General features: G+C 74.7%; 14 protein-coding genes and 1 pseudogene. 8 read left to right on the top strand and 7 right to left on the bottom strand.

The features are described 5' to 3' along the window. Positions 1-53 precede the first annotated feature (53 nt). A complete protein-coding gene (locus IH45_RS0113170) occupies positions 54-1,469 on the bottom strand; it encodes a glycosyltransferase family 4 protein (RefSeq protein ID WP_030666423.1) in 1,416 nt (471 codons plus the stop codon). 294 nt (positions 1,470-1,763) lie between these two features. On the opposite strand from IH45_RS0113170, the gene IH45_RS0113165 reads away from it, so the two are divergent. Further along, entirely contained in the window at positions 1,764-2,396 is a 633-nt protein-coding gene (locus tag IH45_RS0113165) for a TetR family transcriptional regulator (RefSeq protein WP_030666419.1), read from the top strand. 260 nt (positions 2,397-2,656) lie between these two features. Next, positions 2,657-3,253 (top strand): annotated as a pseudogene (locus IH45_RS1000000149870) (response regulator transcription factor); the annotation flags it as partial. On the opposite strand, the gene IH45_RS0113160 reads toward IH45_RS1000000149870, so the two are convergent. From IH45_RS0113160 to IH45_RS0113135, 6 genes are all read right to left on the bottom strand, one after another. Then, positions 3,179-5,131 (bottom strand): ATP-binding cassette domain-containing protein, encoded by a 1,953-nt coding sequence (locus IH45_RS0113160; protein WP_078897502.1) that lies wholly within the window; start codon positions 5,129-5,131, stop codon positions 3,179-3,181. The pseudogene IH45_RS1000000149870 and the gene IH45_RS0113160 overlap by 75 nt on opposite strands. Further along, the gene (locus tag IH45_RS0113155; protein WP_030666415.1) at positions 5,124-6,830 is read right to left on the bottom strand and encodes an ABC transporter transmembrane domain-containing protein; all 1,707 of its coding nucleotides are present in this window, start codon (positions 6,828-6,830) and stop codon (positions 5,124-5,126) included. The genes IH45_RS0113160 and IH45_RS0113155 overlap by 8 nt, the downstream gene beginning before the upstream one ends. 114 nt (positions 6,831-6,944) lie before the next feature. Beyond that, positions 6,945-7,058: a SapB/AmfS family lanthipeptide gene (locus IH45_RS0113150; RefSeq protein WP_003982959.1), complete on the bottom strand. Its 114-nt coding sequence runs from the start codon at positions 7,056-7,058 to the stop codon at positions 6,945-6,947. Positions 7,059-7,173: 115 nt separating this feature from the next. After that, the gene (gene lanKC / locus IH45_RS0113145; protein ID WP_030666412.1) at positions 7,174-9,804 is read right to left on the bottom strand and encodes a class III lanthionine synthetase LanKC; all 2,631 of its coding nucleotides are present in this window, start codon (positions 9,802-9,804) and stop codon (positions 7,174-7,176) included. Between the two features lie 172 nt (positions 9,805-9,976). Beyond that, a complete protein-coding gene (locus IH45_RS0113140; protein WP_030666409.1) occupies positions 9,977-10,192 on the bottom strand; it encodes a ferredoxin in 216 nt (71 codons plus the stop codon). Between the two features lie 91 nt (positions 10,193-10,283). Then, complete coding sequence (locus IH45_RS0113135; protein ID WP_030666407.1) at positions 10,284-11,735, bottom strand: aldehyde dehydrogenase; 1,452 nt, start codon at positions 11,733-11,735, stop codon at positions 10,284-10,286. A gap of 211 nt (positions 11,736-11,946) precedes the next feature. On the opposite strand from IH45_RS0113135, the gene IH45_RS0113130 reads away from it, so the two are divergent. The 6 genes from IH45_RS0113130 to IH45_RS0113105 all read left to right on the top strand — a co-directional run bounded on the left by IH45_RS0113130 (position 11,947) and on the right by IH45_RS0113105 (position 19,584). After that, positions 11,947-13,020, top strand: coding sequence for an MBL fold metallo-hydrolase (locus tag IH45_RS0113130; protein WP_050514800.1), 1,074 nt, complete (start codon positions 11,947-11,949; stop codon positions 13,018-13,020). Between the two features lie 535 nt (positions 13,021-13,555). Beyond that, complete coding sequence (locus IH45_RS0113125) at positions 13,556-14,878, top strand: prenyltransferase/squalene oxidase repeat-containing protein (RefSeq protein WP_078897501.1); 1,323 nt, start codon at positions 13,556-13,558, stop codon at positions 14,876-14,878. Beyond that, on the top strand, positions 14,878-15,633 hold the full coding sequence (locus IH45_RS0113120) for an SCO2322 family protein (protein WP_030666400.1): 756 nt from the start codon (positions 14,878-14,880) through the stop codon (positions 15,631-15,633). Before IH45_RS0113125 ends, IH45_RS0113120 begins: the two co-directional genes overlap by 1 nt. Further along, entirely contained in the window at positions 15,630-16,748 is a 1,119-nt protein-coding gene (locus IH45_RS0113115) for a CbiQ family ECF transporter T component (protein ID WP_050514799.1), read from the top strand. Before IH45_RS0113120 ends, IH45_RS0113115 begins: the two co-directional genes overlap by 4 nt. Continuing rightward, a complete protein-coding gene (locus IH45_RS0113110) occupies positions 16,745-18,550 on the top strand; it encodes an ABC transporter ATP-binding protein (RefSeq protein WP_030666395.1) in 1,806 nt (601 codons plus the stop codon). Before IH45_RS0113115 ends, IH45_RS0113110 begins: the two co-directional genes overlap by 4 nt. Next, on the top strand, positions 18,547-19,584 hold the full coding sequence (locus tag IH45_RS0113105; protein WP_050514798.1) for an ECF transporter S component: 1,038 nt from the start codon (positions 18,547-18,549) through the stop codon (positions 19,582-19,584). The genes IH45_RS0113110 and IH45_RS0113105 overlap by 4 nt, the downstream gene beginning before the upstream one ends. The last annotated feature ends 34 nt before the right edge of the window (positions 19,585-19,618 follow it).

Raw genomic sequence — 19,618 nt, 5'->3', positions numbered from 1 at the left:
CGGCCGACGGCGGCGGGTCATGGCGGTGGTGGTCGGTGCCCGGCCGGGCCGCATCAGGCGTGGCCGGCGGGGGTCGGTGCGGTGGCGTCCGCGGCGGCGCGGCGGGAGCGGGCGGCGCGCGGGCGCGGGGCCTGGAGGGCGATGGCCTCCCGGTAGCGTTCGGCGGTGCCGATGGCGGCCTGGCGCCACGTGAAGCGGGCGAGGACGCGTTCGCGCCCGGCGGCGCCGAGGCGGCGGCGCAGGCCGGCGTCGCCCAGCAGGCGGGTCAGCCCGGCGGCCAGCGCACCCGCGTCGCCGGGCGGTACGGACAGGCAGGTCTCGCCGTCCGGCCCGGACACCTCGGGGATGGCACCGCCGGTGGTGGCCAGCAGCGGCGTACCGGTGGCCATGGCTTCGGCGGCGGGCAGCGAGAAGCCCTCGTACAGGGACGGTACGCAGGCGACCTGGGCGCCGCGGACCAGGTCGACCAGTTCGGCGTCGCTGATGCCCTTGACGAATTCGATCGCGCCGCCGAGGCCGTGCCGCTCGATGGCGGCGGCCACCGGGCCGTCGTCGGCCCGCTTGCCGACGACCACCAGGTGGGCCTCCGGGTTCTCCGTACGGACCTTGGCCAGCGCCTCGACCAGGTGGATCAGGCCCTTGAGCGGCACGTCCGCGCTGGAGGTGGTGACGATGCGGCCGGGGATCTCGGGGACCGAAGGGTCGGGCGAGAAGAGGTCGGTGTCGGCGCCGATGTGCACGACGTGGATACGGCCGCCCCGTACGCCGAGGTGGTCCACGATCTCCTGCCGGGAGGAGCCGGAGACGGTCAGCACCGACGGCAGGCGGCGGGCGACGCGCTTCTGCATCCGGGTGAAGCCGTACCAGCGGCGCACCGAGGCGCGGCGCTTCCAGCCCGCGGCGGCGTCCAGGTCGAGTTGCCGGTCCACGGTGATGGGGTGGTGGATGGTGGTGACCAGGGGCGCGCCGAGGTCGCCGAGCAGCCCGTAGCCGAGGGTCTGGTTGTCGTGCACCACGTCGAAGTCGCCGCGCCGGGCGGCGAGGTGGCGGCGGGCGCGCAGCGAGAAGGTCAGCGGCTCGGGGAAGCCGCCGGTCCACATCGTGCCGACCTCCAGGGCGTCGATCCAGTCCCGGTACTCGCCGCGCTTCGGCGTGCGGAACGGGTCGGGCTGCCGGTAGAGGTCGAGGCTGGGCAGTTCGGTGAGGGTGACTCCGCCGGTTCCCTCCGGGGAGGTGGCCCCCTCGTCCAGGACGGGGTACGGCTGCGCGCCGATGACCTCGACGGTGTGGCCGAGGCGGGCCAGTTCGCGCGAGAGGTGGCGGACGTAGACGCCCTGGCCGCCGCAGAACGGGTTGCCCTTGTAGGTCAGCAGGGCGATGCGCAGCGGGCGGTCGCCGTCCGGGCCCGGGGAGGCGGCGGGGGCCTCGGCGGGGTGCGGCGCGGCTGCCTGGACGGCCTCGGCGGACACTCTCGGCCCCCTTCTCGCTGGACTTTCGCCGGAGCGTAACCGCTGGCGCTAATCTAGAACAAGTTTCAGTACGGTTCGGCCGCGGCCGGCCGGCGACCGGCCCGCGGCACCCGCAGGCCAGGGCGGCCGGCGGGCTACTGATCAGTTCAAGGAGCTTCGAATCTACCGGCCGGAAACCTGGTCGAAAGAGCCGCACCAGGTGATTCGCGCCACGACCCGCGCCCCTGCCATGCTGTGCCGATCGCAGGACCGGTACGGGCCGCACCGCGGACGCACCGTCACGGAATGGGACATATGACTACGGACTCCACAGCGGCCGGAGCGGCGCTTCCCGCCGGTCCGCCCCTGACCGCGCGTCAGGAGGCCCGTCGCCGCCGCATCCTGCACGCCAGCGCGGAGCTGGCCGGCCGCGGCGGGTTCGACGCCGTGCAGATGCGCGAGGTCGCCGAGGCGTCCGATGTCGCGCTCGGCACCCTCTACCGGTACTTCCCCTCCAAGGTGCACCTGCTCGTGGCGACCATGCAGGACCAGCTGCAGCACCTGCACGCGACGCTGCGCAAGCGCCCGCCGACGGAACCGGAGCCGGGCGCGCGCGTCGCGCAGACGCTGATGCGCGCCTTCCGCGCGCTCCAGCGCGAACCGCACCTGGCGGACGCGATGGTGCGCGCCCTGACATTCGCCGACCGGTCGGTGAGCCCCGAGGTGGACACCGTCTCCCGGCTGACCACGGCGATCATCCTGGACGCGATGGGCCTGGACGGCGCGCCCACGCCCGAGCAGCTGTCCGCGGTCCGGGTCATCGAGCACACCTGGCACTCGGCGCTGATCACCTGGCTGTCCGGGCGCGCCTCGATCGCCCAGGTGAAGATCGACATCGAGACGGTCTGCCGGCTCATCGACCTCACGGCGCCGGTGCCCCGCGCCTGAGGCGGCGGCCGCGAAAGGGCGCCCCGATTGCGTACGTACAGGTGACCCCGGCCCCGTACGCACGGGTGACCCGGCCACGTACGAACGGGTAACCCGACAACGTACGAACGACTGCCCCGATCGCTTACGAACGAGTAACCCGACCGCTTACGAACGGGTAACCCCTGTCCCGGCGCATTCGGGGCGCGCACAACCCCAATGCGCGCCCCCTCGCCTCCGCTTGGCCAGTTCTCCGGGTCCATGTCAGCGGCATTGCCGGTATGAATTCCGGGTACTCGCAACGGAGCCGGTACACGTGGGTCTGGAGGGGGACTGCAGTGATCCGGGTGCTACTCGTCCACGACATATGTCTGTTCCGATGGGCATTGACGGAAGTGCTCGACCGGGAGAACGACATCGAGGTCGCCGCCGCCAGCACCCGCGACGCGACGGAGCGGGCGCGCGCGACGCGACCGGATGTCTGCGTCGTGGACGCGGAGAGTCCCGAGCCGAACGGGACGGGGACGGGGATACTGCGCAAGTTATCCAAACTCGCGAAAGGGAAAGGCCCGGGAAAATCACCGGCCCTGCTGGTGCTGGGCTCGGCGCACCGGCCCGGACCGCTGCGCCGGGCCTTCGAGGCGAACGCCCTCGGATACGTCGACAAGGAAGCCTCGCCGGTGCAGCTGACCACCGGCATCCGGCAGGTCGCGGCGGGAAAACGATTCATCGACGGATCCCTGGGCTTCGGCTTCCTCCAGGCCGCGGACATTCCGCTCACCCGCCGGGAGCTGAGCGTGCTCTCACTGGCCGCCGAGGGCTCCTCGGTCTCCGAGATCGCCGGCGTCCTGCATCTGTCGACCGGGACCGTGCGCAACTACATGTCCGCCATCACCCGCAAGACGGGGGCCCGCAACCGCGTCGACGCCATCCGCATCTCGCGCGGCGAGGGCTGGCTGTAGTGGCGCCGCGGCAGCGGTGCCGCCCGGCCCCCCGTGCGCCCACCCGCCGGTGAGTTCGCGGTAGAGCGCGGACCGCCGCAGCAGGTCGCCGTGGCGGCCCGTCCGGGCGTGCGTGCCGTCCATCACCAGCACCCGTTCGGCCCGCAGCGCCGAGCTGATGCGGTGCGCGACGACGATCAGCGTGCCGCCGGGCCGGGCCGCGAAGGCCCGTTCGGCGCGGGCCTCGGCCGCGGGGTCGAGGTGGCAGGTCGCCTCGTCCAGGACGATCAGCGGGGCGGGCGCGAGGTAGGCGCGGACCAGGGCGATCAGCTGGCGTTCCCCGGCGGACATCTCGGCCGGGACGAGCATGCCGTCCGGCCCGCCCAGCCGCGCCAGCAGCACGCCCGCGCCGATCTTCTCGGCGGCGGCCAGCAGGTCCGCGTCCGAGCCGCCGCGGTCGTCCCGGCCATCCTGGCTGCGCCGGTCGCCCCGGCCGTCCGTACACAGGTAGCGCACGTTCTCCCGTACGGTGCCGGAGAAGACGTACGCCTCCTGCGGCACCAGTACCCGGTCCGCGGCAGCGGGCCGGCGGACCTCGCCGCCGCCGGGCTCCAGCAGGCCCGCGACCAGCCCGGCGAGGGTGGATTTGCCGATGCCGCTCGGGCCTACGACGGCCAGGTGCCCGCCGTCCGGCACGGTCAGGTCGAGATCGCGGAACACCGGGTCGGCGTGCGGGCCGTACGCGAAGGTCACGCCGCTGAGTTCGACGGCGGTCCCCGGGCGGGGCGCACGGTGCGGCCGGGCGCCGTCCGGGCCGGTCACCGGCTCGGCGGTGAGGCGGCGCAGCACCACGCCGAGGCGGGTGCCGGAGGTGCCCAGCCCGTGCATCAGGCTCTGCAGCGCGGGCAGCAGCGACTGCGAGAGGTACGCGAGCGCGCCCACCAGCGCGCCGGGTGTCACCCCGCGCCCGAGCAGCCAGGGCGCGCCGAGCAGCAGCAGGACGATCGGCAGCCGGCCGCTGATTCCGAGGGCGAGCACCCGGCTCATGCTCCACCGGGCCAGCGCGGCCGACGCCCGCTGTTCGGCGTCGAACCGCTCGCCCGCCGCGTCCGCCACGGTCCGCTCCGCGCCCGCCGCGGTGATGTCGCGCAGCCCGCCGACCGCCGCGCCGGTCTCCTCGGCGATCGCCTCGTCCGCCGCGAGGTACGTCTCCTGGCGGCGGGCCATCGGCCGCAGCGCCCAGCCGAACAGGGCGAGTCCGAGCAGCAGCGGCGGCAGCACCAGCAGCAGGAGCACAGGGGCGAGCGAGCAGAGCCCGATCAGCGCCCCGGCGGTGACGAAGACGAACGAGCGGGACACCAGCACCAGCCCGGCGAAGGTGTCGCGGGCGATCTCCACCTGGTGGGTGAGCCGGGAGACCGCGGCGCCGTCGGGGGCGTACAGGGCGCGACGGACGACCTTGCGGACCAGGCTGTCGCGCAGCGGTTCCACCAGGTCGGCCACGGCCCCGTAGACCCGGGCGGTCCCGTACGCACCGGCCCCGACGCAGACCGCGGCGGCGGCCAGCCAGCCGATGCCGACGGCCGGGACGCCGCGCAGGAACCCGTCGTCCAGGGCGCGGGCCAGCGCGAACCCGAACAGGAAGGTCTGCGCGGACTCGACCAGCGACCAGCCCGCGAGCCGTCCCAGGACCCGGCGCCGCCGCTTGAGGAAGCGCGGCCCGGAGCGCCGCAGGGGCTCGCCGGGAACGGTCCCACGCCGCGCGGGTTCTTCGGCCGTGGCCCCGCGCCGCCCGTACGGAACGGCTTCAGACATGCGCGGCCTCCTCGGTGGCTGCGGCGAACAGTGCCCGGTAGTCGGACAGTTGCCACAGCTCGGCGTGCGGCGCAAGGGCGCGAATTCGTCCGTCGTCGAGCCAGGCCACCAGGTCGGCGCGGGCGGCGGTGGCGGCGCGGTGGGCGACGACGATACGGGTGGCGGCCTTCACGTCGCGCAGCAGGGCTCGGGTGACGTGCAGTTCGGTGACGGTGTCCAGGCTGGACGTGGCGTCGTCGAGGATGAGCAGCCGCTCGGCGTGCGCGAAGGCCCGCGCCAGGCCGAGGCGTTGGGCCTCGCCGCCGGAGAGGGGCGCGTCCGCGCACCGGGTCGTGTACCCCTCGGGAAGGCGGTGGATGAAGGGGGCCGCGCAGGCCGCTTCGGCTGCGGACTCCAGTTCGGTCTGGCCGGGTGCGTACGAGCCGAGCGCGAGCGTGTCGCGGAGGGTCGTGCCGAGGACCGCCGGGCGTTCGAAGGCGTAGCCGACCGCGCGGCGCAGGGCGTCGTGGGTCAGGTCGGGCAGTGGTACGTCGTCGAGCGTGATCATGCCGGAGTCCGGGTCGGCCAGCCGTCCGGCGACCGCGGCCAGCACGGACTTGCCGGTGCCGGAGCGGCCGACGACGGCGACCGAGGTGCCCCCGGGCACGGTCAGGTCCAGGCCGCGCAGTACGGCGCGGTCGCCCCGCGTCACGGTGACACCGTGCAGCTTCAGCGTGCCGTCGCCCGCGCCGAGGGGCCGCCTGCCGTAGTGCATCGCCGGGATGTCCAGGGCCTCCGCGATGCGCCGGGCGGCGGCGCGGGCGTGCACGAGGGTGTTCAGCTGTCCGACGATCTGGCCGATGCCCGTGGCCAGGGCCGCGTACCGGGACGCGGCGAGCAGGCCGCCGATGGTCATCTCGCCCTGTGCGAGCCGCACACCGGCCACGCACAGGACGGCGATCTGGAGCAGCGGGACGAGCATGGCGGCCTGGGCCGTGGAGCGTCCCAGGACCTCCCACATGCGGTGGCCGTGCCGGGCGAGGCCGGGCAGCGGGGCGAGGATGCGGGCGGTCTCGTGGCGCTGGGTTCCGGCGGCGGTGATCGTGCGGGCGCCGCCGACCGCCTCCACGAGCCGCTTCGCCATGTCGCCCTGATGCTCCTGGTAGCGCACGACGCAGTCGCCGGTGGCGCGCGCGAAGGCGCGCAGCAGCAGGGCCAGCAGGGGCATGCCCAGGAGGAAGACGGCGGCGGTCCACACGTCCACGTACGCGAGGGCGATCAGCGCGCCGACCGGGGTGACGACGGCGGCGAGCGAGGCCGCCAGGGCGGTGGGCGCGGTCCCGGCGTGGGCGGCGTTGCCGACGACGCGGGTGACCAGGTCGCCGGTGCCGTACCGCTCGGTGGCGCGCGGCCCGGCGGCGAGGAGGTGGCGGGTCAGGCGCCGCCGTACCCAGGCGGTGCCGCGGGCGTCGGTGGTGCCGGTGAGCAGTCCGTCGAGGGCGTCCAGCAGGACGATCAGGCCGGTCAGGACCGCGCAGAGGAGGAGCCAGGGGGCGGCCGGGCGGTGCGCGAGGAGCAGGTCGAGGGTGTGCCCGAGGGCACCGGGGAGGGCCAGGCCGAGGCCGGCCGACGCGACGGTGAGCAGCAGCAGCGCGGTGGCGCGCGGGGCGCTGTGGCGCAGGGCGCCGCCCAGCAGCCGGTCGGCGGGGGTGACGGTCACGGGCTCTCCCACGAAAGGTGTGCGTGCGGCCCACGCACGGGCCGCACGCACGTCCGGATCACAACTCCCGGATCAGGGCTACCGGTTCAGGCATCCGGTAGCAGCGCTGTCCTGTCAGAGACAGAGCAGAACGCTGGCCTGGCTCGCGCAGAGCGTCAGGCTGATGGTGCTGCCGCCACCGCCGCCGTGCTCGGGAGCGTCCATCGCCTGAAGGTCGAGAAGCGCCATGACACTTTCCTTTCATTATGGGGACGTTGTCGTACTGGTGTTGCTGCGGTTCCGGGCGGGCGGGTCGCCCCGCGGTGCCCGGTGGTGCGGCTCCGGCACGCGGCCGGAGCCGGTCTCAGGGCCGCCGCTGCTCCGGGGAGGGCGGCGGGAGGAAGGGCAGGTGGACGGGCCGGTCGTGCAGGGCCGCGCCCAGGCCCAGGAGGCAGCCGGCGGACCCGGTGGCCAGGTCCATCGACAGGCGCATCATCTGGTCGCCGGGGAAGGCGAGATGGCCCCGGTAGGGCATCGCGTACCAGCCCAGGCAGGAGATCTGTGCGGCCAGTTCGCCGTCGAGGTCGGCGGCCGGTGTGGTGGTCCGCGCGAGGTGCAGGACGCACCCGGCGCGGCCCCGGAAGAGGCCGGGCTGCACGTAGAAGCGGGACATCGCGGCGGGCAGGGTCGCGGCCCGCGCCTGCTCGAACTCCTCGTCCGCGCGGTGCCCCAGGTAGTCGTCGAGGACCGCGGCGATGCCGACGCTGCCGCCGCCCAGGTACGGCATGGTCCGCCAGCCCTCGTCCACGACCAGGGCGCCGTCCTTGTCCCGTACGCAGCGCGCCAGGTCGCGGCGGAGCGCTCCGGCCGCCATGTCGAGCAGGCCCGCATCGCCGGTGGTCTCGTACAGCCGCAGGAACAGCAGGGCGGGTCCGGTGGCGCCGCGCAGCAGGCCGGCGCGTTTGCCGCAGGCGTCGAGCCGGTCGGCGGCATGACTGGCGGCCTCCAGGGCCCGTTCGCGCAGTTCGCTTTCGCCGCGGGTGCGGGCCAGATCCTCCAGGGCCAGGCCGACACCGGCCAGGCCGCCGTTCAGGTCGGGTGCGAGGCGGTGCCACTTCTCGGCGAGGACCTGCTCCATCAGGTGCGTGGCGCGGTCCCGGTGGCCCAGCCGGTCCAGCACCCAGGCGACGCCGGACAGCCCGTCGTAGAAGCCCAGCGGGGTGCCGGGAGGGGGCGGGGCGGTCTGCCGCAGCAGCCACTCCTCGCCTTCCTCGTAGCGCCCGGCGCCGGTCTCGGCGAGCGCGTGGAGCACGCCCGCGGCGCCGTGCGCGATCCCCAGGCCGCCGCCGTCCGAGAACTGGGCGATGTCGCCGGGGAAGAGCCGGTCGGTGCGCTCGGGGGTGGCCGAGGCGAGGATGCCGCGGACGATCGAGTCGCGGCTGTGCGGCCAGTCGGCGGGCTCGGCGGGGAGGTAGGGCGCGGGTTCGGTGCGCCGCTTCGGGGGCGCGGGCTTCGCCTTGTCGCCGACGGCGGCCGTGTCCGGCGGTCCCTGGATCACCTCGACCGCCCCGGCCAGGAACTCCGCCGGTACGTCCGGGAATTCGTGCGCCACGGTCTCGGCGAGGTGCGCGGCCTTGTCCCGGTCGAGCACCAGCAGCGAGGTCATCGGCAGGAACAGGGCGAGCCGCAGGCAGGCGAGGGCGTAGCGGTCCACGTCGGCGCCGATGCGGTCGGCGGGCGCCATGAAGCCCGGGTGGGCCAGCGTCTGGCGCAGCTCGGCGCCGTCCACCGCCGCCGCCTCGAAGTCCAGCAGCCGTACGCTGCGTTCGTCGGGCGCGACCATGATGTTGAACATGTGCAGGTCGTTGAAGACGACGCCGTGGCGGTGCAGCACGGCCACCGTCTCCTCGACCGCGGCGTGGATGTCCAGCGCCCACCGGGTGTAGTCGGCGAGGCGGTCCGGGCTCGGCGAGGTCGAGGTGAGCGGGTGCCGCTCGGCGAAGAAGGCGTTGAGGGTGCGCCCCTCCAGGAAGTCCATGACCAGGAAGCGGTGGTCGCCCAGGAGGAACCAGTCCCGGACCTCCGGCGCGACGCCGCTTCCGGACAGCTTCTCCAGGGCGGCCCGTTCGCGCTCCAGGCGGGTCACCGCGTCGGCGCCGTCGGCGGCCAGGCCGGCGTGCGGACGCGCCTCCTTGAGCACCACCTTGTCGCCGGTGCGCCGGTCGCGCCCCAGGTAGACGCCGCCGCCGTTGGAGAAGTGCAGCGCCGACTCGATCTGGTACGGCAGGTCCGCGACGGTGGTGGCGTTGCGGGCGGCGAGCTGCGGGGCCAGGAAGTCCGGCAGCGTCACCCACTCCGGCGGGCTGAACCGCGGCTCGCGCCGGTCGGGCACCAGCTTGCCCTCGGGGTTCTCGATCGCCCCGACCAGGCTGCCGTGCTCGTCGACGCAGAAGCGCCGCGCGAAGCCGCCGTAGCGTACGTACAGCGGGCCGTCGTTCCACCGCAGGTCGGTGAGGATGTACGGGCCCGCCTGGCCCTCCAGCAGCGCGCCCAGCTCACGCAGCACGGTGTGCAGCTGCTCCTCGTCCGCCGGGTAGATCGTGGCGAACTTGCCGCTGCCGCCGCGGTCGGCGTACTTGGAGTTGCGCATGTGCATCGGGCGCGGCCCGGGCACGAACTTGAACGGGATCAGCCGGTCGACGCAGTAGTCCCACACCTGGGAGGCCGTCTTCTCGGCGTTCTCCATACAGGCCGAGACATGGATCTTCCAGCCCTGCGCGGGGAGGTCGGGGTGCGGCTGCCCGTCGGCGTCTACGGGGTTCACGTGAAGCCAGTCCCCGGAGAGGAAACACCGCCACCCTTCGGGGACTGCGCGCTGAGCCGCTTCGTAGAGAGGGCTGCCGCCGGAGGTGGCCGCGTGGCCGGCGGACAGACGGTCCGGGGTCTCGTAGAAGAGTCTGTCGGCGAGACAGTACACCTCGTACCGTTTGTCCATCGTCTCCCCCCTCGGCGGCGTGGCACTGAGATTTCCACGCCGCCGGGGAGCGGTAACAGTCACAGATGTCACCAGGTAACCGTGAGAAGTTCACGGGTTACCGATGGTACGCACCGGTCGGCGCGGGCCGTTCGGCCGCGGCGCGCATCGGGAACGTCCGTGGGCCGGCCGCTCACTCCTCCGGCGGGAAGACGGCCTCCCCCGTACGGGCGTCGGTCACGCTGATGGCCTCGACGGGGCAGCCCTCCGCCGCCGCCAGTACGTCGTCGGACGCGGCGCATTCGGGGCGTACGGGGTGCGACTGGCGGGCCGCGTCCAGCTCGAAGCCGCCGGGCGCGGTGGCCACGCACAACCCGGAGCCGATGCACACGCCCCGGTCCACCTCCACGCGCCAGCGCGGACCGGCCTCTTCGGGCGCGTCCTTTTCGGGCGCGTCCTCTTCGGGCCCGGCCGGGCCGTCCGTACCGCTCATCCTCGCCTCACCCCTCCGCCGGCAGATGGATCGTCTTGTACTCCAGGTACGCGCCGAAGCCCTCGGGCCCGAACTCCCGCCCGATCCCACTGTTCTTGTAGCCGCCGAACGGGCCGAGCATGTCGATGCTGAAGGTGTTCACCGAGTAGGTGCCGGTACGCACCTGGCGCGCGATGTCGATGCCGTGCCCGGTGTCCGCGGTCCACACCGAGCCGGACAGGCCGTAGTCGGAGTCGTTGGCGATCCGCACCGCCTCGGCCTCGTCCTCGTACGGCAGCAGGCAGAGCACCGGGCCGAAGATCTCCTCACGGGCGATCCGCATCGCGTTGGACACCTCACCGAACACCGTCGGCTCCACGTACCAGCCGCTGTCCAGGCCCTTCGGCCGCCCGCCGCCGGTGAGGACCTTGGCGCCCTCCCGCTGCCCGACGGCGATGTAGTCCAGCGAGCGCTGCTGCTGGCGCCGGGCGACCAGCGGGCCCAGCTCGGTCGCCGGGTCCAGCGGGTCGCCGACGCGCAGGGCGCGGGCGGCGGCGACGAACCGTTCGGCGGTCTCGTCGTAGCGCTCGCGCGGTACCAGGACGCGCGACTGGGCCACACACGCCTGCCCGTTGACCAGCCACGCGAACGGCGAGATGCCCGCCACCGCGGCGTCCAGGTCGGCGTCCGGCAGGATGACGGCCGCCGACTTGCCGCCCAGTTCCAGCGTCACCCGCGTCAGGTTGCGCGCCGCGACCTCCATCACGCGCTTGCCCGCCGCGACCGACCCGGTGAAGGCCACCTTGTCCACGTCCGGGTGCCCGACCAGGTACTCGCTCACCTCGCGGTCCGCGGGAAGGACCGACAGCACGCCCGGCGGCAGCCCGGCCTCGCTCGCGATCTCCGCCAGGAGATAGGCGTCCAGCGGCGTCTCGGGCGATACCTTGAGCACCACCGAGCAGCCGGCCAGCAGCGCCGGGGCCAGCTTGGCCGCCGCGGTGAACTGCGGCACGTTCCACGGCACCACGGCCGCCACCACGCCGACCGGCTCCCGCCGCACCAGCAGCGGCCCGAGCGCCCCGGCCCGGCGCTCCTCGTACGGAAAGTCGCGCGCGACGGTGAGCGCCGCGTCCCAGACCATCATCGCGGCCAGCGCCTGCACCATGACGGCGGAGGTGTACGGGGTGCCGTTCTCGGCGCTGATGACCTTGGCGATCTCCTCGCTGCGCGCCGCGAAGGCGTCCTTGATCCGCGTGACCGCCGCGATCCGCTCGGTGAGCGGCGTGTTTGCCCAGACCCCCGAGTCGAAGGACGCGCGGGCCGCGGCGACGGCGCGGTCCACGTCGGCCCGCGAGGCGTGCGGCACCCGGCCGATGACCTGCTCGGTGTGCGGCGAGACCACCTCGATAGTGCCGCCGCCGGCCGGGTCGGCGAACTCGCCGCCGATGTAGAGCCGTTCGTGCTCGACGGGTGCGCTCATGGCTGCCGCCTCCTGCGGGTCGACCGGGTCGGTGGGCACGGTGTGGGGAGTTCGCGGTGCACTGTGTGGGGAGTTCGCGGTTCGCGGTGCGTGGTTCGCGGTCCAGCGGAGTTTTCTGACGCTCCATCAGGACTGATACCAGTTCCAGTTATGCTGGGCAATGCCCGGCACGGGGGCGCGGCCCGGCCGCGCGCGAGCGGAGGTGCGGCGGATGACGGCAGCAGTCCGGACCGGGGCGGCGGAGGCCGGGCCCCGGGTGACCGACCACCGGGGCGGCGTGTGGTCGATCGCCGTCCCCATACCGGACAACCCGCTCGGCCACACCCTCGTCCACCTGCTGGAGACCGACCGTGGCCCGGTCCTCGTGGACACCGGCTGGGACGACCCGGACGCCTGGGACACCCTCACCGCCGGAATCACCGCCTGCGGCTTCGGGGTCACCGACCTGCACGGCGTCCTCATCACCCACCACCACCCCGACCACCACGGCCTGTCCGCCCGCGTACGGGAGGCGTCCGGCGCGTGGATCGCCATGCACGCCGCGGACGCCGACGTCGTCCGCCGTACCCGGGAAGCCGAACCCGGCCGGTGGCTCGACTACCTGATCAGCAAGCTGACCGCGGCCGGGGCGCCCGACGGCCACCTCGCGCCCCTGCGGGCGGCGCGTGCCGAGGGGCGGGTGCGCGGCCTCCCCGGGCAGCGGGCCGCGCTGCCGGACCGCGAGATCGCCCCCGGCGCCCTCCTCGACCTGCCCGGCCGGCGCCTGCGCGCCGTCTGGACGCCCGGCCACACTCCGGGCCATGTGTGCCTGCACCTGGAGGAGGACCACCCGGCGCGGCGGCCGGGTCACGGCCGCCTCTTCTCCGGCGACCATCTGCTGCCGGGCATCAGCCCGCACATCGGGCTGTACGAGGACCCGGACGACACCACGGTCACCGATCCCCTCGGCGACTACCTGGCCTCCCTGGAACACGTCGCGCGGCTCGCGCCCGCCGAGGTGCTGCCCGCCCACCAGCACGCCTTCACGGACGCGGCGGGCCGGGTACGCGAACTGCTCGTCCACCACCAGGAGCGGCTGGCCGGCCTGCGTACGCTGCTCGCCGTACCGCGCACGCCCTGGCAGCTCGCCGAGGCCATGGAGTGGAACCGGCCCTGGGAACGCATCCCGTACGGCTCGCGGAACATCGCCGTCTCGGAGGCGGAGGCACATCTGCGGCACCTGGTCCGGCTGGGGCTGGCGGAGGCGGTTCCGGGGGCGGAGCCGGTGACGTACCGGGCGGTGTGAGGGCACGGCCTTTACGGCGGTCCCTCGCGGTGGCCTACGCGGCGGCCCCTCGCGGCGTACTCCCGCGGCATCCGCTCGCAGTTCCCCGCCGGGCCGTCCCCAGGACACCCGTGCCCAGCCGGTTAAGGTGTGCGAGACAATTTCATCCCGTGCCCGATCGGGGGAAGCCGGTGGAAATCCGGCGCTGACCCGCAACCGTGATCCGGGACGTACGGCATCCGCACGCCGGCCGGCCGCCGGGACCGCGTACCGGTCCCGCATCCCGGCCGTCCGCCTGCCACCCGTACGCCCGGCGAGCCGGAGCACCCGCTGGGGCACGACCAAGGCTCCCGCCACCGCAAGGCCGCGCCTCCTCGCGCGGACGCCCGGTGCGCGGCACCGTCGAGGTATGCGGAGCTGAGCCCGGTGCCACCGCGGCCGATCACCGGATCGGCGGGCGGCTGGGCGTCCGAGTGCGGCTGCGCACCCCACGCAGACCCACCGCGGCACCCACCGCACCGAACCGACTCGACCCGATCCGAAAGGCACCGACCCGATGGCCACCACGGCTTCCCAGGCCCCCCTGGCTCCCAGGGCTTCCACGGCCCCCACCCGCGCCGTCCTGGCGCGCCGCGCCGCCGCGGCGCTGGCCACCGCCGCCGTGCTGGGCGCGGCCGGTGCCCCCGTGGCGGTCGCCGACCAGCCCGCGCCGAACGCCCAGGCGTCCAAGCTGCCGGAAGGGCTGTACGGCACCAAGGACCCGCAGTACGACGGCGTCTGGCGGCAGTCGCTGGCGCTGCTCGCGCAGCGCACCGTCGGGGTGCGCCCGTCGGTGACGGGCGTCGACTGGCTCGCCGGGCAGCAGTGCTCCGACGGCGCCTTCGCCGCCTTCCGCGCCGAACCGGGCAAGCCCTGCGACGACAAGACGATGCGCGACACCAACCAGACGGGCGCCGCGGTGCAGGCGCTGGCCACGCTCGGCGGGCACGACGACGCCGTACAGAAGGCCGTGAAGTGGCTGAAGTCGGTGCAGAACGATGACGGCGGCTGGCCCTCGATGAGCGGTACGCCCAGCGACGCCAACTCCACCTCGGTGGTGATCGGCGCGCTGAAGGCGGCGGGGCTGAAGCCGGAGTCCGTCAAGAAGGGCGACAAGTCCCCGTACGACGCGCTGGTCTCCTTCCAGCTGGGCTGCGACGCGAAGGAGGGGGAGCGCGGCGCGTTCGCCTTCCAGCCCAAGGACGGCAAGCTGGCCCCGAACGCGGACGCCACGGCGGCGGCCGCGCTCGGCGGGCTGGGCCAGGGCTTCGCCGTGGCCCCCGCAGGCCAGGACGTCAACGAGCCGGTCACGCCCCTGAAGTGCGCGGGCGGCGCCGACCGGAAGCCGGACACTAAGCAGGCCGCCGGGGGCGGCGCCGCGTATCTGGTCTCGCTGCTCGACGCGAACGGCCAGCACCTGAAGTCCGCGATGCCCGGCGCCGGGGACCAGCCCGACGTGGGCAACACCGCGGACACCGTGGTGGCGCTCGCCGCGGGCTCGCACGGCGACGCCGCGCAGAAGCCGCTGAAGTGGCTGGAGAAGAACTCCGCCGACTGGGCCAAGCAGGCGGGACCGGCCGCGTACGCGCAGCTGGTGCTGGCCGCGCACGCCGCGGGCGCCGACCCGCGCCACTTCGGCGGCGCCGACCTGGTCGCCCAGCTGAACGCCACCGGCCCGAAGCCGGCCGGCAGCTCCGCGCCGTCCGCGGGGCCCGAGAAGGACGCCCAGGACCAGGACGAGCAGGGCGCCGGCGTGTGGTGGATCTTCGGGATCGTCTTCGTCGCGTGCGTCGGCGTCGGGTTCCTGATCAGCGGCCGCAAGAAGAAGAACGACATCTGATGCGTCGCTCGCCACGGTCCCGCTCCGTCCGCCTCCTCGGCACCCTGGCCCTGGCCGCCACGGCCACGGGCCTGGGCGCCGCGCCCGCCCAGGCCCAGGACTACCGCTACTGGTCCTTCTGGGACGGCCCGGCGGCGGGCGCCCCGGCGTCGAAGGACGGCGGCTGGTCGTACGCGACCGAGGGCCCGGCCACCTCCCGGCCCCGGGACGGCGCCGTGGCGGGCTTCCGCTTCACCGTCAGCACCGGCTCGGCCGAGGCGGGCAAGCCGCGCCGGGCACCGGACTTCGCCGCGATCTGCGCGAAGACGCCCGCCGAGGACGGCAGGAAGCGGGTCGGGCTGGTCCTCGACTTCGGTACGAAGGCGGAGGCGCCGCGGGGCGAGACACCGCCGGAGATCCGTACGGAGTGCGCGCGGCTGCCGGAGGACGGCACGGTCGGTGACGCGCTCGCCGCGGTCGCGGGGCCGCTGCGCTACGACGCGAACGCGCTGCTGTGCGCGATCTCGGGGTATCCGAAGGCGGGGTGTGCGGAGAAGGCCGGGCCGGGGTCGGGTTCTGAATCCGGGCCGGGTTCTGCATCCGGGTCCGGTTCTGAATCCGGGTCCGGTTCGGAGTCCGAAAGGCCCGACGCCTCCGGAAAGCAGGCGGACGGTGACGACTCGGGCGGTCCCTCCGCCGGGCTGATCGGCGGCATCGCGGCCGTGGTCGTCCTGGGCGCGGCGGCCGGGTGGCAAGCGCGCCGCCGCCGCGGATGAGCGCCCTCGCTCCCCGGGCCACCCGCTCCACCGCGCTGCACGCCGGCGCCTGGTGGCTGTGGGCGCTGGGCCTGGCCGCCGCCGCGTCCCGGACCACCAACCCGCTGCTGCTCGGCCTGCTGATCGGGGTCGCGGGGTACGTCGTCGCGGCGCGCCGCACGGACGCGCCGTGGGCCCGCTCGTACGGCGCGTTCCTCAAACTGGGCCTGCTGGTGATCGGCATCCGCCTGGTCTTCGCGTTCTTCCTCGGCTCCCCCATCCCGGGCACACATGTGCTGGTCACGCTGCCGGAGGTGCCGCTGCCCGAGTGGGCGCGCGGCGTGCGCATCGGCGGCCGGGTCACGGCCGAGGGCATGCTGTTCGCCTTCTACGACGGGCTGAAGCTCGGCACCCTCCTCATCTGCGTGGGCGCCGCGAACGCGCTCGCCAGTCCGGCGCGTCTGCTGAAGTCGCTGCCGGGCGCGCTGTACGAGGCGGGCGTGGCGGTCGTCGTAGCGATGACGTTCGCGCCGAACCTGGTCGCCGACGTGCAGCGGCTGCGGGCCGCGCGCCGACTGCGCGGACGCCCGGACCGCGGTTTCAAGGCGCTGCTCCAGGTCGGGCTGCCGGTACTGGAGGGCGCGCTGGAACGCTCGGTGGCGCTGGCGGCGGCCATGGACGCACGCGGTTACGGCCGTACGGCACAGGTCCCGCCCGCCGTACGGCACACCACCACCACGCTCACCCTCGGCGGCCTGCTCGGGGTCTGCGCCGGTACGTACGGGCTGCTGGCAGACACGGGAGCGGCGTACGGCCTGCCGGTGCTGCTCGCCGGACTGGCCGCGGCGCTCGGCGGGCTGTGGCTGGGCGGGCGCCGCTCCATACGCAGCCGCTACCGGCCCGACCGGTGGGGCGTGCGCGCCTGGCTGGTGTCCGGGTCCGGCATCGCGGTGGCCGCCCTGATGATCTGGGCGAACTCTGCCGACCCGGCCGCCCTGCACCCGCCCGCCGTCCCGCTCACCGCGCCCGTCCTCCCGCTGTGGCCCGCCGCCGGAGTGCTGGTCGGGCTGCTGCCGGCGTTCGTGGCGCCGCTGCCGCCGCGGGCGGAGCCGTACACGAAGGAGTCCCCGCAGTGATCCGCTTCGACCAGGTGTCGGTCACCTACGGGGACGCGGCGGAGCCCGCCGTCCAGGGCATCGACCTGACCGTGCCGGAGGGCGAACTGTGCCTGCTCGTCGGCCCGTCCGGCGTCGGCAAGTCCACCGTCCTCAACGCCGTCTGCGGCCTCGTGCCGCACTTCACCGGCGGCACCCTGCACGGCCGCGTCACCGTCGCCGGGCGCGACACCCGCACCCATCGGCCGCGCGAACTCGCCGACGTCGTCGGCACCGTGGGCCAGGACCCGCTCGCCCACTTCGTCACCGACACCGTCGAGGACGAACTCGCGTACGGCATGGAGTCGCTGGGCCTGGCCCCGGACGTGATGCGGCGCCGCGTCGAGGAGACCCTGGATCTCCTCGGCCTCGCCGACCTGCGCGACCGCGCCATCACCACGCTCTCCGGCGGCCAGCAGCAGCGCGTCGCCATCGGCTCCGTCCTCACCACCCACCCCAAGGTGCTGGTCCTGGACGAGCCGACCTCGGCCCTCGACCCGGCCGCCGCCGAGGAGGTGCTCGCCGTACTGCAACGCCTGGTGCACGACCTCGGCACGACGGTCCTGCTGGCGGAACACCGGCTGGAGCGCGTCGTGCAGTACGCGGACCAGGTCATCCTGCTGCCCGCGCCCGGCGCGCCCCCGATCACCGGCGCGCCCGCCGACATCATGGCCGTCTCCCCCGTCCACCCGCCGGTGGTGGCCCTCGGCCGCCTCGCCGAGTGGTCGCCACTGCCGCTGTCCGTACGCGACGCCCGCCGCAGGGCGTCCTCACTGCGGGAACGGCTGGTGGGGGTGGAGCCGGGGGGTATGGGGCCGGAAGCCGCGGCCGGGGACGGTGACAGTGCGGGGACGGTTGGTTCGGACGCCGCATCCGGGGCCGGGACCGGTACTGCCGACGGTGGTGGCGCCCGGAAGCGTCTGGGCCGGTGGCGGCGCCGGGATGCTCGTACGGGTACGGGGACCGGTGCCGATGCGCGGTCCGCGCCGGCCCCCGTCCCGCTCCCCGTCACCACCGGCGGCCCGCCCGCCGCCGAGGCCGTGGGCCTGTCCGTACGGCGCGGCCGGATCGACGCCCTGCACCGCGTCGACCTGGCCGTACGCGCCGGCGAGACCATCGCCCTGATGGGCCGTAACGGCGCGGGCAAGTCCACCCTGCTCGGCACCCTCGTCGGCATGCACGAGCCCGCCGCCGGCTCGGTACGCGTCGGCGGCGCGGCACCGCACCGCACCGGCCCGCGCACGCTGCTGCGCCACGTCGGCCTCGTACCGCAGGAACCGCGCGACCTCCTGTACGCGGACACCGTCGCCGCCGAGTGCGCCGCCGCCGACCACGACGCGGACGCCGCCCCCGGCACCTGCCGGGACCTGGTCACCCGGCTGCTCCCGGACGTGGCGGACGGCACCCACCCACGCGACCTCTCCGAGGGCCAGCGGCTCGCCCTCGCGCTGGCCGTCGTGCTCACCGCCCGCCCGCCGCTGCTCCTGCTCGACGAGCCGACCCGCGGTCTGGACTACGCGGCCAAGGGCCGCCTCGTGCAGCTGCTGCGCGGGCTGGCCGCCGAGGGGCATGCGATCGTGCTGGCCACGCACGACGTCGAGCTGGCCGCCGAGCTGGCCCACCGCGTCGTCATCCTCGCGGACGGCGAGATCGTCGCGGACGGCCCGACCGCGGAGGTCGTCGTCTCCTCGCCCGCCTTCGCACCGCAGGTCGCCAAGGTGCTCGCGCCGCTGCCGTGGCTCACGGTGCCGCAGGTCGCGCAGGCGCTGGAGGCCACGGCATGACGCGCCACGACGGGGCACGTCCGGGACCGGGGCGGCCGTGGAGCCGGACGGCGGCGAACCGGCGTGCGCGGGCGGACCGGCAGGAGCGGGCGGACCGGCAGGTGCGGGCCGTACGGCTCGGGCCGCGGTCCGTTGCCGCGCTCGTCCTCATCTCGGTCATCGGCGTGATGGCCTTCGGGTGGCCGCTGCTGGCCGCTTCCGCCTCCGGGCTCGCGCACTCCAAGGACGCGCCGTGGCTGTTCGCGGCCATGCTGCCGCTGCTGCTGGCCGTCGTCGTGGCCACGATCGCCGACACCTCCGCGGCCTCCGCCGCACGCGGCACGCCCAGTCTGGACTCGAAGGCCATCGCCATGCTCGGCGTCCTGGCCGCCGCGGGCGCGGCGATGCGCCCGCTCGGCGCGGGCACCGCCGGCATCGAGCCGATGTTCTTCCTGATGGTGCTGGCCGGGCGGGTGCTGGGCCCGGGCTTCGGCTTCGTGCTCGGCTCGGTGTCGATGTTCGCCTCCGCGCTGCTGACCGGCGGCGTGGGGCCGTGGCTGCCGTTCCAGATGCTGTCCATGGGGTGGGTGGCGATGGGCGCGGGGCTGCTGCCGGGCCCGGACCGGCTGCGCGGGCGCCGCGAGCTGGCCATGATCGCGCTGTACGGCGCGGTCTCCGCCGTCCTGTACGGCCTGGTCATGAACCTCCAGGGCTGGCCGTACATCGGCGGCATGGCCTCCGGCGTCTCGTTCGTACCGGGCGATCCGCTGCCCGACAACCTGGCCCGCTTCGTGGCGTACTGTCTGGCGACCTCGCTCGGCTGGGACCTGCCGCGCGCCGCGGTCACCGTCGTGCTGACGCTCACCCTGGGCGGCACCCTCCTCAAGGCCCTGCGCCGGGCGACGCGGCGGGCGGCTTTCGACGTACCGGCGACGTTCGGCGGGCCGGGGACGGGGGCGGGAGCCGGGGCGGGCTCGGGGGCTACGCCCCGGTCGCCGGAGCCGGAGCCACGCTCAGGGCCGGTACCGGAAAAACCATCTCCGGACGCTGCCTAACCGGGCGAAACCTGACAGGGTGCGCATGCCCCAC

It is taken from the genome of Streptomyces rimosus subsp. rimosus (genome assembly GCF_000720725.1).
Classification (GTDB): Bacteria; Actinomycetota; Actinomycetes; order Streptomycetales; family Streptomycetaceae; genus Streptomyces; species Streptomyces rimosus_A.
The sequence above is the reverse complement of the archived record's forward strand: the minus strand, read 5'-3'. Positions and strand labels throughout refer to the sequence as shown.